We start from the raw sequence: 14,223 nt of genomic DNA, 5'->3' as shown, positions 1-14,223 counted from the left end.
GGCGCATGGAAACGCTCTTCGCCACGCTGCACGTCGTGGCCGCCGTGTTCATCGTCGGACCGATGGCCATCCTGCCGATGACGGCGATGCGGGCGATCCGGGCCGGCCAGGGTCAACAGGTGGACGTGCTGGCCCGGTCCACCTTCGTGTTCAGCCTGCTGTCCCTGGTGGTCGTGGTCTTCGGCTTCGGCATCCTGCCGTTCAGCAAGTACGGCACCACCGTCACCACGCCCTGGGTGCTCGCGTCGTTGATCATCTACGTGATCGCACTGGCGCTGAGCATCTTCGGGGTCGTCCCGGCCCTGCGATCAGCGGCCGAGCAGTTGGCCGCCATCCCCGCCGGGGCCCTGCCGGGCCCGGACACGGCCGCCGTTACTCGCCGCGCCTACGGCCGGGTGGCTATGTTCTCCGGCATCGCCTCCCTGCTGCTGGTGGTCATTGTCGTGCTGATGGCCTGGAAGCCCTGACCCGTCGGACCGGCGGCCGACCGTGATGGTTGGCCACGGATGGTGACGGGTCGCGGACCCCGGGGAGCCCGATCGAGTGTCGTACGAACGACTGATACCGCGACAGAACGGGTGAAACCTAAGCTTTCGGTCGTCGGTTCAGCACCGGTTCGCACGAGGGGAGCGAGCCGTTGCCGGAGTGAGCCAGTGGGGGCGATCTTCGCGTCGACCGAGCCCGGGCGGATCCGAGGGGGCCGCCCGCGAAGGGGGAGAGATGAGCACGTGTCACAAGTGTCACCGGGGTCTGCGGATGTGCGAGGACTGCGACGGCGGCCGGCGGACGCACTTCGGTGGCCGGGTCACCTGTACCACCTGCCGGAACAGCGGTGAGGTGTGCCTCGAACACGGAGGCTTCTGGAAGTAGCCGGCAAACCGGCTGGGGGAAATGAAGACCGGAACCGAGAGTGGGGGGCATTGACGTGGGTATCAAGCATGACGACATCGAGTTCGAAAGTCCGCGCACCGTACAGGACATCGGTCGAAGGCTGCAGGAATCGTTGGCGGGCATCAAAGCGTCGTCGGTCGAACACCTGGAGAGCGCCGCCGGCGCGCTGGCCCAGTTCGACGACCGTGCGGACATCGAGGTCATCGCCCGGGGTGTCGATTTCAGCAGTCTGTGGGCGGTGCAGGTCTATGTCGAGGACCGCGGTGCCCGCCGGGCAGTGCGCCTCGTGGCGCTCGGTGATGGCTCGTTCACCCGGACGATGTCCGGCCGGAACTCGACATCGCTGGCCAAGAGCATCAAGAAGCGGGACGTGATCGCCCGATCCCTGCGGTAGCGCCGGCACCGTCGGCACCGTGATCGACGGTGCCGACGGCCCGACGAACCGTGCTCAGGTGAGCTCGAGTTCCTCCAACGTGACGATGCCATCCTGCAAGGCCCGGGCGATCAGGGCGGCCTTCGTCGTCGCCGGCCGCCCGGCGGCGGCGTATTTGGCCCGGATCCGGGCCAGATGGGTGTTGACCGTCGCAGGCGTGATGAACAGGGCGGCGCCCACCAGTTCCTTGGACTCGGTCCGGAACCAGTGCAGCAGCACCTCCATCTCCCGGGGCGACAGCCGTGGACGGCGCGGTTGGCGGTCGTCGGCCATCGCCCCGGCCATGCTCGGCCCGATGTAACCGGTCTGATCGGCGGCTGCCCGGACGGCTGCGACCAGGTGATCGCGACCCTCGGCCTTGGTCAGGTAACCCATCGCACCGAGTTCCAGGCATTCGAGGATCGTCGCCGGATCGGTCGTCATCGAGTAGACGACGACCCGGTGGCCCGCCGCAACGATGCCTCGAAGCAGCTCGAGTTCCGGGCGGCCGCCGTCGAACAACAGATCCAGGACCACCACGTCGACCTCACCGATCAGTTCCGGAAGGTCCGGATCCGCGTCGCTGAAGGTGCGGACGACCTCGATCGGCCGCAGCGAGTGGCCGAACCACGCCTCGATGCCGGCGTGCACGACATCGTGGTCGTCCACCACGGCCACCCGGATCGGCGCGCCCCGCTCGCCCGTCGCCCCGTCCGGGGGCGTCACCGACCTCACGGCTCCGCCGCCCAGCAACTCTGGGTCCAGGTGGTCGCTCCGGTGGTCACCGTCGTCGTCGAGATCCCGGGCGCGTCGCCCGGGGGACGGAAATCCGCCGAATCGGCCACCACGCTCACCGACACCGCACCGGCCGAAGCCGTGAGGACGACCCTGGCCCGCGACCCGGCGGCGGCCAGCAACGACATCGGACCGTCCAGCAGATGGCGGCGGACCGGTACCGACAGCGCCGGCACCGGGCCTCGTACCTCGAGCACGGCGGCCACGCCGGAGCGCTCCGCGGCAGCCATTGAGGCCCGGATCTCATGCAGGAGCGGTTGATCGGCGTCGTCGGCCTCCGCGAAGATGCGACGCAACCTGGCCGATTCGATCCGGGCCGCGCGCTGGACCGCCGGGTCCTGGGGATCGGCCGAACCGTCGGCGAGGGCGGCCAGCAGCGGGACGACGGTGGAGGCGATGGCGGCCGTGCGCGCGGCGCGGTCCTGGGCCAGCCGGACGGCTCTGGCCTCGCCGGAGAGCAGCTCCTGCCTGGCTTGCACCTGTTCCTGGGCGATCCGGGCCACCACCGCCAGCCGCGGGTAGAACAGAGCGGCCGCGAGCGGGAAAATGGTGACTCCGATGGAGGTCTGCACCAGCGAGAGCAGCAAGGCGCGGTCGACATCGAGGGCCCCGAGCAGCGCAGGTAGGCCGATGACCAGGTTCGCCGTCAGCGCGCCGACGGTGTATCGCAGCCGTTGGCCGGCCAGCATGATCACGGCGATGTATCCGTAGGCGGCGAAGGTCCAATCCGCCGGACCGCCCAGATGCGCGCCGCCGAGCGGGAGGCGGACCGCGGCAGTGAGCGCCGTGATGGCAACCGTCCATCCGAGGGCGACCGCGGGTCGCCATTGTCGGGACAACCAGGTGCGCCGGATGGCAGAGCCGACCGCGCCCAGATAACCGGCCAGGCACAGAGTCGAGGAAACGACCACGAAACCCGGGGCGCCGAGCGCGAGCGTGAAACTGAGCAGCGTCACGCCCGCCGCGACCAGCGCCATGCCCAGGCCGTAGTTGCGCAGGTAGCGCAGCCCGTCCACGCGCACCGCCGAACGCTCGACCGCGAATCTCACCGGGGACTCCAGCCGATGGTCGTCGTGCTGCCCCGCCCGAGCTGGGAGTCGATCCGGACCTGCCCACCGACCCGGTGCATTCGCTCGACGACCGACACCCGCAGGCCTCGGCCGAGGTCCCGCGGATCGAATCCGGGGCCGTCGTCCTGCACCGACAGCTCGAAACCTGTTCCGACACCGACCAGGTCGATCCGCGCCCGCCCGATCCCGGCGTGGCGTTCGACGTTGGTCAGCAGTTCGCGGGTTGCGCTCACGGTCGCGCGAACGACGTCGGCGGGCAGGGCGCCGACGCCGTCGACCCGGACGCGGACCTCGATCAGGGTGCCGGCCACCAGCTGCCGAACCGCCTGCGGCAGATCGCCGGTCTCGTCCGGCGGGCTGTCGGGGGACCCGCCGATGGTCTTCAGATCCCGCGCCGCCTGTCGCCTGATCCGGGCATTCGCGGCGGCCGGGACCCCGTCGCCGACCATCAGCAGCGTCGATGCCGCGGTGTCGTGCATGACCGCCCAGTGCTCGCGTTCCGCGGTGCGGCGCGCCGCCGCCACCTCGAGCTCGATCGCGGTCGTCACCCGTCGAGCGGCCTCCGCGTCCGCCGATCGGGCCGCCGGGAGAAAGGTGCCGACCAGCGTCCAGGACAGGAGCGTCTGCACCGGTAGCACGTAGGTCGCCGCCAGCGTCCACACCGGTGCACCGGAGGCGATGGACAGGCTGGCCAGGTAGCACGCCAGGACCGTGCAGCTCAGGCCGATCGCCGGTCCGCGCCGCCGGTACCAGGCCAGGGTCAGGCTGATGGGGTTGACGACGTTGACCGCGAACCCGCGCATGACGGTCAGGTCGGGCAGTGAGGTGGTCAGCGGAGCGGTCGCGCCGACCAGGCACCCGACGGCCAGGTCGACCGCGATCGTGACGGGCCCGGCCGGTCGCCGGCGCCACGTCAGCCGGACGACGGCCCAGATCAGCACGCCGACGCAGATCGGTCGCTGCCAGGCCGTGACCGGGGTGGCCGCCAGGCCGGCCAGCGCGGCGAACAGCGCGGCCGCGCCGCGGACCGTCGCGGCGTACTCGTCGATCACCCGGCGGGTGTTGAGTTCGGTTGCGCCGACTGCGACGGTCGGACCGATCGGGTCCGGCCCGGGGGACGACGACGCCGGCCCGGCGGACGACGACGACGACGCCGGCCGTTCGCGCCGGTGCCACCCTGCCCCCACTGCCGACCCCATCGATCCTTGCCCCGTCCCGCCCCGTCCGATGATCGTCGCACGCCGGCCGTGTCCGCATCGATGAGTGCGTCGATAGCCTTTGCGGTGTGAAGACGCATCTTGGGACCGGGTCGAGACGGGATCGCGACCGCTGCGCGAGGCCCGGGAGGCCGACCGCGCCACGGACGCTTCCGCGGCATCGTGTCCGCGCCGGCGCCGGCCCTATTCATCGAGGCGATGTCTGGTGAGTGCCGCCGAACCCGTCATCGGGGTCCTCGCCCTGCAGGGTGACGTCCGCGAACACCTGATCACGCTGGCCGGACTCGGCGTCACCGCGCGGCCGATCCGGCGTCCCCGCGAGCTGGTCGACATCGACGGCATCGTCATCCCGGGCGGGGAATCGACGACGATCTGCCGGCTGCTGGATGTCTTCGACCTCCGCGACCCGCTGTCGAAGCGGTTGGGTGAGGGGATGCCGGCGTTCGGTTCCTGCGCAGGAATGATCGTGCTGGCGACCTCGATCCTGGACGGCCGGCCCGACCAGCTGCCGCTGGCCGCGATCGACATCGTGGTCCGCCGCAACGCGTTCGGCCGGCAGGTCGACTCGTTCGAGACCGACCTGGCCGTCGAGGGCATTTCCGGCGGGTCGATGCCGGCGGTGTTCATCCGGGCGCCCTGGGTGGAGCGGGCCGGGCGGGATGTGCAGGTGCTGGCCCGGGTCGGCGAGCACCCGGTGGCCGTGCGTCACCGATCCGTGCTCGCCACCTCGTTCCATCCCGAGGTCAGCGGGGACGACCGGTTGCACCGGCTGTTCCTGGACATGGTGATCACCGCTGACGGCCGGTGACGGCCGGGGGGCGTCGTAGGATCGTCAGTCGGGCCGCACACGGACTGCGGAGCCGCGACGGCGCAACGATGTGAACGAACGACGTATCGAGGGGTTCCGGGCAAGCGATGAGTGGCCACTCCAAATGGGCGACGACCAAGCACCAGAAGGCGGCCAAGGACGCCAAGCGGGGCAAGCTGTTCGCCAAGCTGATCAAGAACATCGAGGTCGCGGCGCGGACCGGCGGCGGTGACCCGGACGGCAACCCGACGCTGTTCGACGCCATCCAGAAGGCCAAGAAGTCCTCGGTCCCCAACGACAACATCGACCGGGCGGTCAAGCGCGGCTCCGGGGCGGAGGCCGGCGGCGTCGAATACCTGTCGATCACCTACGAGGGGTACGGCCCCAACGGTGTCGCGGTCATGATCGAGTGCCTGACCGACAACCGGAACCGGGCGGCCTCCGACGTGCGCGTCGCGGTCACCCGCAACGGCGGCAACATGGCCGACCCGGGCAGCGTGTCCTACCTGTTCAGCCGCAAGGGCGTGGTCCTGGTGCCGCGCGAGTCGAACGGGACCGTCGTCGACGAGGACGAATTGACGCTCGCCGTCTTGGACGCCGGGGCGGAGGACGTCAACGATCTGGGCGACACGTTCGAGGTCGTCGCCGAGCCGACCGACCTGGTCGCGGTGCGCACCGCCGTCACCGAGGCCGGGTTCGAGTACGACTCGGCCGATCAGTCGTTCGTGCCGTCGGTCGAGGTGCCGCTCGACCTCGAGGGCGCCCGCAAGGTGGTCAAGCTGATCGACGCCATCGAGGACCTGGACGACGTGCAGAACGTCTACACCAACGCGGACATCTCCGACGAGATCGCCGAACAACTCGACAACGAGTGACTCCCGGGGACGACGCGGAGCGCCACCAGGTCCGCGCTCCGCGCGTTCTGATGCACCGGCATACTCCGTTCGGTGGGTCGGCGTACTGATCCGGGGCTGGGTTGGCCCGCCGCTAGGGACTTTGTGCCCTGGCCTGGAGTAGCGTCCGCCGACGAGTGTCACAGCGTTTGTGCCCGCACCCGACGAGCCGCCGCCACGCCGCGCCGGTGAGCCGTCGCGCCGCCAATGGAGGCCGATTTGTCCGCGCCCGTATCCGCTCAGCCCCTGCTCTCGCCCGCGTCGGCGGAGGTGGTCAAGGCCACCGCCGGCGTCGTCGCCGCGAACGCCGAGGCGATCACCGGGGTGTTCTACCCGAACATGTTCGCCGCGCACCCGGAGTTGCTCCGGGTGTTCAACCAGGGCAACCAAGCCTCCGGTGAGCAGAGCAAGGCCCTGGCGGCGTCGGTGGTGGCGTTCGCGGTCAGCCTGATCGACCCGGACGCGCCGTCGTTCGACCACGTCAAGACCCGCATCGCCTACAAGCATGTGTCGCTGGGCATCACCCCCGAGCAGTACCTGATCGTCGGCAAGCACCTCATCGAGGCCGTCGCCGAGGTGCTCGGTGACGCGGTCACCCCGGAGATCGCCGCGGCGTGGACCGAGGTCTACTGGCTGTTCGCCGTCATCCTGATCGCCGAGGAGGCCAAGCTCTACCAGCAGGCGGGGGTCGACCCGCACCGTCCGCTGCGGCCCTACCGGATCGCGAGGCGGATCGAGGAGACGGACGATGTCGTCTCGCTCGTCCTCGAGCCCGCCGACGGCGGCCCGTTGCCGCAGATGCAGCCCGGCCAGTACGTGTCGGTGTTCGTGGATCTGCCGGACGGCAGCCGCCAGCCCCGGCAGTACACGGTCTCGTCGACCGCGTTCGGGACCCGGCTGCAGATCACCGTGAGCCGGGTCAAGGGGGTCGGCGGCGCTCCCGACGGGCAGGTGTCCAACTACCTCAACGACCACGCCAAGGTCGGTGACGTCCTCGAGATCAGCTCGCCGGCCGGGGATTTCGTCATCGGTGACGAGCAGGCCCCGCTGCTGCTGGCCAGCGCCGGCGCCGGCATCACCACCGTGCTGCCGATCGTCGAGCACCTGGCCCGCACCCAGCCCGAGCGGCAGGTGATCATCGCGCACGCGGACCGGACCGCCGACGACCACGCGCTGCGCGAGACCGTGCTGCACGTGGCCCGGCACATCGACAACTTCAGCGCGTTCACCTGGTACGAGAAGGTCGATCCGGACGACGAGGCGTCGGCCGAGGGCTACATGGATCTGTCCGGGCTCGACCTGCCGCCGGACCTGCAGGTGTTCACCTGCGGTCCGCTGCCGTTCATGCGGCATGTGCGGTCCAGCCTGCTCGACCGGGGCGTGCCCGCGGAGAACATCCGCTACGAGGTGTTCGGTCCGGATCTCTGGGGACCCACCCTGGAGCGCGCGGCGAACTGAGGCAGCTCGCCCCAGCGCTCAGGCGCCTGCGCACCGCGCACCCTGGCACCGCGGACGATCGGCCGGCTTCGGGCCGGCCGATCGCGCAGCGCCGGCCGGGTAGCGTCGCCTGGACACGTGTTCGCCGGTTGGTGCGCGCGGTCCGGTCAGGGCAACGGCGGCGGGAGGTTTCGGGTGCGGGTGTTGGGTGTCGACCCCGGGCTCACCCGGTGCGGCATCGGCGTCATCGACGGCGGGCCGGGTCAGGCCCCCCGGGCGGTTGATGTGGTGGTGGTGCGCACCCCGGCCGACGCCGAGCTGGCGCAGCGGTTGCTGCAGATCGCCGAGCGGGTCGAGGAGATGATGGACCGGCACCGGCCGGACACGGTGGCGATCGAGCGGGTCTTCAGCCAGCACAACGTCCGCACGGTGATGGGCACCGCGCAGGCCAGCGGGGTGGTCGCACTGGCCGCCGCCCGGCGCGGCATTCCGGTCGCCTGGCACACCCCCAGCGAGGTCAAGGCCGCCGTCTCCGGGCACGGCAACGCCGACAAGGCGCAGGTCACGGCGATGATCACCCGGTTGCTCAAGCTGACCGAGGCGCCCAAGCCGGCCGACGCCGCCGACGCGCTCGCGCTCGCGCTGTGCCACCTGTGGCGCTCGCCCATGCAGGCCCGGATGGCGGCGGCCAAGACCTCCGCCGGCCCGTCCCACACGGCCCTGTCGGTGCCCAGGTCGAGAATGGCCCGGTGACGACGTCATGATCAGCTCCGTGCGCGGCGACGTGCTGGCCATCCACCTCGACCACGCCGTCATCGAGGTCGGCGGCGTCGGGCTGGCCGTGCGCACCACCCCGGCCACGCTGGCCGAGCTGCGCCGCGGCGAGCAGGCCCGGTTGTGGACCACCCTGGTGGTCCGCGAGGACTCGCTGACCCTCTTCGGCTTCACCACCGCCCCCGGCAAGGAACTGTTCGAGCTGGTCCAGTCGGTCAGCGGGGTCGGGCCGAAGATCGCGCTGGCGTTGCTCGCCGTCCTCGACCCGGACGAGCTGCGGCACGCCCTGTCCACCGGGGACACCGCCGCACTGTGCCGGGCGCCGGGCATCGGTAAGAAGAGCGCGGAGCGGCTGGTGCTGGAGCTCAAGGACAAAGTAGGTCCGGCGGGGCCGGCCACCACGCCGGTCAACGGCCGGGGCGTCCCGCCGAACGGCTCGGCCACCGCCACCGCCTGGCGTCCGCAGGTCACCGACGCCCTGCTCGGTCTCGGCTTCACCGCCAAACAGGCCGACGACGCGGTTGCCGCGGTCGTCGCCGCCGACGACCCGGCGGTCGCCACGGGTGACGTCGGCGTGCTGCTGCGCCGTTCGCTGGCCCTGCTCGGTCGGACTCGATGAGCACGGATCAGATGGGCACCGACGGCCCGGACGACGACGATCTGGTCGCGCCGGTCGAGATCCCCGGCGACTCCGACGTCGAGGCGTCGCTGCGCCCGAAATCGCTGCGGGAGTTCGTCGGCCAGGTGAAGGTCCGCGAACAGCTGGATCTGGTGCTGGCCGGTGCCAAGCTGCGGGGCACCCCGCCCGATCACGTGCTGCTCGCCGGCCCGCCCGGGCTGGGCAAGACGTCGCTGTCCATGATCATCGCGGCCGAGCTGGGCGCGGCCCTGCGGCTCACCTCCGGGCCCGCGCTGGAACGGGCCGGCGACCTGGCCGCGATCCTGTCCAACCTCGTCGAGGGCGACGTGCTGTTCATCGACGAGATCCACCGGATCGCCCGGCCCGCCGAGGAGATGCTCTATCTGGCGATGGAGGACTTCCGCGTCGACGTGATGGTCGGCAAGGGACCGGGCGCGACCTCGATCCCATTGGACATCGCCCCGTTCACCCTGGTCGGCGCGACCACCCGGTCCGGCCAGCTGACCGGCCCGCTCCGCGACCGGTTCGGCTTCACCGCGCACATGGAGTTCTACTCCGCGGACGAACTGACCACGGTGATCCGGCGTAGTGCTGTCATCCTGGGCGTCGACCTGCGCCCGGACGGGGCCACCGAGATCGCCCGTCGTTCCCGCGGCACCCCCCGGATCGCCAACCGGTTGCTGCGCCGGGTCCGGGACTTCGCCCAGGTTCGCGCCGACGGTGCGGTCACCCGGCAGGTCGCCCGAGACGCGTTGGCCGTGTACGACGTGGATGAGTTGGGCCTGGACCGGCTCGACCGGTCCGTGCTCACCGCGCTGTGCCGCTCGTTCGGCGGCGGTCCGGTGGGCCTGACCACGCTGGCCATCGCGGTGGGGGAGGAACCCACCACGGTGGAGGAGGTGTGCGAGCCGTTCCTGGTGCGGGTCGGCATGCTGGCCCGCACCCAGCGCGGACGGGTCGCCACCCCGGCCGCGTGGGAACACCTCGGGCTGGCCCAGCTGCGCGAGGATTCGATCGCCGCCGAAACCACGCTCTTCGACGGGCTCGCCCCGTAGATCCGTGACGGGGCGTGATCGTCCGTCTGCGTCGGCCGCTCGGGCCGGCGGTGGTGTCGGCTCCCGTCCTGGGCTCGACGGCTCCGGCGCCCGACTCGCCCGATCCGGGTAACGCGCCAATGGGCCCGTCGGGGCCAGGATCGGGGCGTGCACTTTACCGAGGCGATGGAGACGGTGGCCCGCGGCTTCGAGGTGGCCGGTGCCCTGGTGCTGGTCGCCGGCATGGTGTGGTGCGCGGTGCTCTCGGTCCGGACCTGGCAGCGCACCCGGGACGGCGCGCATGCCTATCAGACGCTGCGTCGCTCCATCGGCGCCGTGCTGCTGCTGGGTATCGAGGTGCTGGTGGCCGCCGACCTGATCCACACCGTGGCCGTCGAACCCACCCTCGCGAACGTCGGCGTGCTGGGGCTGATCGTGATCATCCGGACAGTCCTGAGCTTCTCCCTGGAGATCGAGATCGAGGGCATGGCGCCCTGGCGGCGGGCCGCCATGTCCGGCGCCGCCCACATGAGCCGGGCGGCGGCGTTCGCCAGGGCGACGCCGGGGGCCGCCCCCGACGCCCCGGACGAGCGCACGCGTTCGTGACGCGGCCGTGCTCGGCACCGTCGGGGGGCTTGCCGATTCCGGTATCGTGACCGCTACCGACCGGGCATCCCCACCGTCCGGTTCGCGGTACGGGAACCAACGCCCACCGCGCCTCGTTCACGGCGCGGTGGCCGGGCGCGCTTGCCCGGGTGAGTGACATGGACGCGCAAGGCTGCGGCCCGGCCGGCGCGAAGCTGAAGCACCAGACGGGTCACGTCGACGAGAAGTGTCGCGGGAAACCGGGACCGAGGAGAGTCTGAGTCATGGAAAGCATGCTGTTACCGATCCTGATGTTCGCCGCCCTCGGCGCACTCATGTACTTCAGCATGAAGAAGCAGAAGCGGCAGGCCGCCCAGACCCGGCAGATGCAGGACTCGCTGATCCCCGGCAGCCGGGTGATGACGACGTCGGGCCTGCACGGCACGGTGACCGCCGTCGCCGACGACACGATCGAGCTCGAGATCGCGCCGGGCATGCGGACCACCTGGGTGCGCGCCGCCGTCCGCGAGGTGGTCGTTCCCGCGCCGGCCGAGGACAGCTACGACGATTCGCTGCGGGACGACGTCTCGCCGGAGATCGTGGACGCCGATCCCGACACGAGCAGCAACAACGGCGGGATCAACTTCCGCAAGCCCAGCGAGAACTAGGCTCACGATGCCCCGGCCCCACTAGGGGACGGGGCATCATCGTGTGGGCGTGACGATCGCCCGCCACTGCTGACGGCCCGCCCACGACCGCGTCCTGACCTGCTCAGGGCCATCGGGTGGTGCCGTCGCACGGACGAGATTGGCGCGACGTGGCAACACCCTCCGGGCAGTTCAGACCCTGGCGATTGATCTGGACCTTCGTCGGCATCGTGGTCGTGCTGTACGGGTTGGTGTTCCTGACGCCGGGAAGCAACAGCCCCAAGCTGGGCATCGACCTGCAGGGCGGCACCCGGATCACCCTGACCGCGCGGACCATCGACGGCTCGGACCCGACCCGGGAGCAGATGCAGCAGGCCCGGACCATCATGGAGGGCCGGGTCAACGGGTCCGGCGTGGTCGGCGCCCAGGTACAGATCGACGGGGCCCGGCAGCTCGTCGTCACCGTCCCCGGCAACGAGGACCTGTCCGGCCTGACGCGCAGCGCGCAGCTGAACATCCGGCCGGTGCTCACCGACCCGAGCGGCAACCCGATCGTCGTGTATCCCGCCGGCTACGTGCCGCCCGGCGCGACCACCTCGACGGCGCTGGCTACCACCGCCGAGTCCGGCGCTTCCGGGTCGGCGACCGCTTCGTCGGCGCCGAGCACGGTGCCGGCGATCGGCGACACCGAGACCGCGGGGCCGTCCGCCGCCGCGCCGACCGAGTCCGGCGCGCCGGCGGCCACGACTGTGCCGGCGATCGGGGACACCCCGGCGGCTTCCTCGCCCCCGGCCGGCCTGCGGGGGGCCGCGGCCGCGCTGGCCGCCGCACCCGGCGACAGCACCGACACCAGCACGCCCGCCGCCACCGACCCGGCTGCCGCGACCGACACGGCCGGGGCCACCCCGGCGGCCGACACGGCCGGGGCGACCCCGGCGGCCGACACGGCCGGGGCGACCCCGGCGGCCACCGATGCGCCGGCCACGGGCGCGGCCACCACGGCGGCGGCCGCCGGTCCGACCTGGCCGACCGGCAGCAACCCGGACAACCCGACGCAGCCCGCGGGTACCGACCAGGCCGCGTTCACCGCCTGGCAGACCTCGGCCCAGTCCGTCATGGGCACCATCAGCTGCGCCGACCTGGAGCCCTACCGCGGGCTGGACGACCCGACCAAGCCGCTGCTGGCCTGCTCGGACACCGGTGATGCGCTGTACCTGCTGGACAAGACGCTCATCGCGGGCACCCAGATCTCCACCGCCACTTCCGGGCAGAGCAGCCAGGGCGCCGGCTGGGTGGTCAACATGACGTTCAAGTCCGACGGCTACTCGACCTGGTCGTCGTACACGGCATCGCACACCGGCACGCTCACCGCGATGACGCTGGACGGTCAGGTCATCTCGGCGCCGCGGATCAACGGCCCGATCACCACCCCGGGTACGGAGATCTCCGGCTCGTTCAACCAGGCGTCGGCGGCGTCGCTGGCCAACTCGCTCAAGTTCGGTGCGCTGCCGCTGGCCTTCGACCGGGCGGAGTCGGTGAACGTCAGCGCCGAACTGGGCTACCAGTACCTGATCGCCGGGATCATCGCCGGCGGGATCGGCCTGCTGCTCGTCGTCGTCTACTGCCTGATCTACTACCGGATGCTCGGCCTGATCACGATCCTGTCGCTGGTCCTGTCGTTCGGCCTGGTCTACCCGGTGCTGGTGCTGCTCGGCCGTTGGGTGGGCTACAGCCTGGACATGGCGGGCGTCGCCGGTCTGATCATCGCGATCGGCATCACCGCCGACTCGTTCGTCATCTATTTCGAACGCATCAAGGACGAGGTGCGGGAGGGTCGCACCTTCCGGTCCGCGGTGCCGCGCGGCTGGGCCCGGGCCAAACGGACCATCCTGTCCGCGGACGCCGTGTCCTTCCTGTCGGCGTTCATCCTGTACATCCTGGCCGTCGGCGAGGTGAAGGGTTTCGCGTTCACGCTGGGCCTGTCCACCGTGCTCGACCTGGTCGTGGTGTTTCTGGTGACCCACCCGCTGGTGCACCTGGCCGCCGGGGCCAAGCTGTTCCAGTCGCCGACCTGGTCGGGTCTGGGTGGCGTGGCCAAGGCCGGCGCACAGCAACGAGCGGCCGCCGCCAAGCTCGGCGTCAAGGAGGTGTCGGCATGAGTGAGCGTCAGCGAACGAACCATCGATATTGCAGGCCGTCGCCCCTTGCCGCGGCGACCGAGCGTGCGAAGTGCCCGGGAAGGGTGTCGGCATGACGGATGAATTGACCCCCGCCGCGGTGAGCACGCTGGCCACCGGGGACAAGCAGTACGGGCGGCAGGCCGGGTTCTTGAGCCGGCTCTCCACCGGCACCGGCGCCTTCGGCATCCTGCGTCGTCGCAAGGTCTACTACATCGTGTCGACCGTGCTGGTGGTCGCCTCGATCCTGCTGATCGTGTTCCGCGGGTTCCATTACGGCATCGATTTCGCCGGCGGTACCACGCTGACGTTCGAACCGGCCGGCGGAGCGGCGTCGGTGTCCACCACGCAGGTGGCCCAGACGGTGAGCTCGGCGACCGGGGTCGAGGTCGACGCGGTGCAGACGGTCGGCAGCCAGATCCAGGTGACCTCGGCGTCCCTGACCGTGGACCAGGTGGTGGCGGCGAAGGCGGCGCTGGGCTCGGCCTTCAGCCCACCGGGCGGGGTGTCCGACTCGGCGGTGTCCGAGACGTGGGGTTCGGAGATCCTGCAACGGGCCCTGCTGGGCGTCGTGGTGTTCCTGATCGCGGTCGCCGCGTTCCTGTGGATCCGGTACGAGAAGCGGATGGCGGCCGGCGCGGTCGTCTCGGTGCTACACGACCTGATCATCACGGCCGGCATCTACGCACTCGTCGGATTCGAGGTCACCCCGTCCACGGTGATCGGCCTGCTCACCATTCTCGGCTTCTCGCTGTACGACACGGTCGTGGTGTACGACAAGGTCCAGGAGAACACCAAGGGCCTGACGTCGCTCAACCGGCGCACGTACACCGAGGCCGCCAA

At 70.9% G+C, this 14,223-nt stretch carries 15 protein-coding genes; 12 read left to right on the top strand and 3 right to left on the bottom strand.

Going from position 1 to position 14,223, the window contains the following annotated elements; translation table 11 throughout:
• Positions 1–5 precede the first annotated feature (5 nt).
• Both ACILSK_RS22490 and ACILSK_RS22485 read left to right on the top strand, forming a co-directional pair.
• Positions 6–467, top strand: a complete 462-nt coding sequence (locus ACILSK_RS22490; protein WP_395729424.1) for a DUF2269 family protein — start codon at positions 6–8, stop codon at positions 465–467.
• Between the two features lie 458 nt (positions 468–925).
• Entirely contained in the window at positions 926–1,285 is a 360-nt protein-coding gene (locus ACILSK_RS22485) for a hypothetical protein (protein ID WP_395729423.1), read from the top strand.
• A 54-nt stretch (positions 1,286–1,339) separates the two neighbouring features.
• On the opposite strand, the gene ACILSK_RS22480 is transcribed toward ACILSK_RS22485, so the two are convergent.
• From ACILSK_RS22480 to ACILSK_RS22470, 3 genes are read right to left on the bottom strand one after another with little or no spacing between them, the layout of a single operon-like run.
• Entirely contained in the window at positions 1,340–2,029 is a 690-nt protein-coding gene (locus ACILSK_RS22480; RefSeq protein WP_395729422.1) for a response regulator, read from the bottom strand.
• A gap of 5 nt (positions 2,030–2,034) precedes the next feature.
• Complete coding sequence (locus ACILSK_RS22475) at positions 2,035–3,147, bottom strand: hypothetical protein (RefSeq protein WP_395729421.1); 1,113 nt, start codon at positions 3,145–3,147, stop codon at positions 2,035–2,037.
• Positions 3,144–4,367, bottom strand: a complete 1,224-nt coding sequence (locus ACILSK_RS22470; protein WP_395729420.1) for a sensor histidine kinase — start codon at positions 4,365–4,367, stop codon at positions 3,144–3,146. Before ACILSK_RS22470 ends, ACILSK_RS22475 begins: the two co-directional genes overlap by 4 nt.
• A 223-nt stretch (positions 4,368–4,590) precedes the next feature.
• Here ACILSK_RS22470 and pdxT point away from each other — a divergent pair, with 223 nt between their 5' ends.
• From pdxT to secF, 10 genes are all read left to right on the top strand, one after another.
• Positions 4,591–5,193 (top strand): pyridoxal 5'-phosphate synthase glutaminase subunit PdxT, encoded by a 603-nt coding sequence (pdxT, locus tag ACILSK_RS22465; RefSeq protein ID WP_395729419.1) that lies wholly within the window; start codon positions 4,591–4,593, stop codon positions 5,191–5,193.
• A 107-nt stretch (positions 5,194–5,300) separates the two neighbouring features.
• On the top strand, positions 5,301–6,068 hold the full coding sequence (locus ACILSK_RS22460; protein WP_395729418.1) for a YebC/PmpR family DNA-binding transcriptional regulator: 768 nt from the start codon (positions 5,301–5,303) through the stop codon (positions 6,066–6,068).
• A gap of 237 nt (positions 6,069–6,305) precedes the next feature.
• Positions 6,306–7,544: a globin domain-containing protein gene (locus ACILSK_RS22455; protein ID WP_395729417.1), complete on the top strand. Its 1,239-nt coding sequence runs from the start codon at positions 6,306–6,308 to the stop codon at positions 7,542–7,544.
• A gap of 174 nt (positions 7,545–7,718) precedes the next feature.
• Positions 7,719–8,276, top strand: a complete 558-nt coding sequence (gene ruvC, locus ACILSK_RS22450) for a crossover junction endodeoxyribonuclease RuvC (protein ID WP_395729416.1) — start codon at positions 7,719–7,721, stop codon at positions 8,274–8,276.
• A 7-nt stretch (positions 8,277–8,283) separates the two neighbouring features.
• Positions 8,284–8,916, top strand: a complete 633-nt coding sequence (ruvA, locus tag ACILSK_RS22445; protein WP_395729415.1) for a Holliday junction branch migration protein RuvA — start codon at positions 8,284–8,286, stop codon at positions 8,914–8,916.
• Positions 8,913–9,992, top strand: a complete 1,080-nt coding sequence (ruvB, locus tag ACILSK_RS22440; protein ID WP_395729414.1) for a Holliday junction branch migration DNA helicase RuvB — start codon at positions 8,913–8,915, stop codon at positions 9,990–9,992. The genes ruvA and ruvB overlap by 4 nt, the downstream gene beginning before the upstream one ends.
• A gap of 147 nt (positions 9,993–10,139) precedes the next feature.
• Positions 10,140–10,577, top strand: a complete 438-nt coding sequence (locus ACILSK_RS22435) for a DUF1622 domain-containing protein (protein ID WP_395729413.1) — start codon at positions 10,140–10,142, stop codon at positions 10,575–10,577.
• A gap of 263 nt (positions 10,578–10,840) precedes the next feature.
• Complete coding sequence (gene yajC / locus ACILSK_RS22430; RefSeq protein ID WP_395729412.1) at positions 10,841–11,224, top strand: preprotein translocase subunit YajC; 384 nt, start codon at positions 10,841–10,843, stop codon at positions 11,222–11,224.
• 149 nt (positions 11,225–11,373) lie between these two features.
• On the top strand, positions 11,374–13,362 hold the full coding sequence (gene secD / locus ACILSK_RS22425) for a protein translocase subunit SecD (RefSeq protein WP_395729411.1): 1,989 nt from the start codon (positions 11,374–11,376) through the stop codon (positions 13,360–13,362).
• A gap of 91 nt (positions 13,363–13,453) precedes the next feature.
• Positions 13,454–14,223 (top strand): protein translocase subunit SecF (secF, locus tag ACILSK_RS22420; RefSeq protein WP_395729410.1); only part of this gene is annotated, 770 nt, incomplete at its 3' end.

This window comes from Nakamurella sp., from assembly GCF_044224575.1.
In the GTDB taxonomy this organism is placed as follows: domain Bacteria; phylum Actinomycetota; class Actinomycetes; order Mycobacteriales; family Nakamurellaceae; genus Nakamurella.
This window is presented reverse-complemented; position numbering and strand designations above follow the sequence as displayed.

Bases quoted from the DNA above. Each gene is read 5' to 3' on its own strand.
- ACILSK_RS22490 (WP_395729424.1), top strand. From the start codon at position 6: ATGGAAACGCTCTTCGCCACGCTGCACGTCGTGGCCGCCGTGTTCATC.
- ruvB (WP_395729414.1), top strand. From the start codon at position 8,913: ATGAGCACGGATCAGATGGGCACCGACGGCCCGGACGACGACGATCTG.
- ACILSK_RS22470 (WP_395729420.1), bottom strand. From the start codon at position 4,367: ATGGGGTCGGCAGTGGGGGCAGGGTGGCACCGGCGCGAACGGCCGGCG.
- ACILSK_RS22460 (WP_395729418.1), top strand. From the start codon at position 5,301: ATGAGTGGCCACTCCAAATGGGCGACGACCAAGCACCAGAAGGCGGCC.
- yajC (WP_395729412.1), top strand. From the start codon at position 10,841: ATGGAAAGCATGCTGTTACCGATCCTGATGTTCGCCGCCCTCGGCGCA.
- ruvA (WP_395729415.1), top strand. From the start codon at position 8,284: ATGATCAGCTCCGTGCGCGGCGACGTGCTGGCCATCCACCTCGACCAC.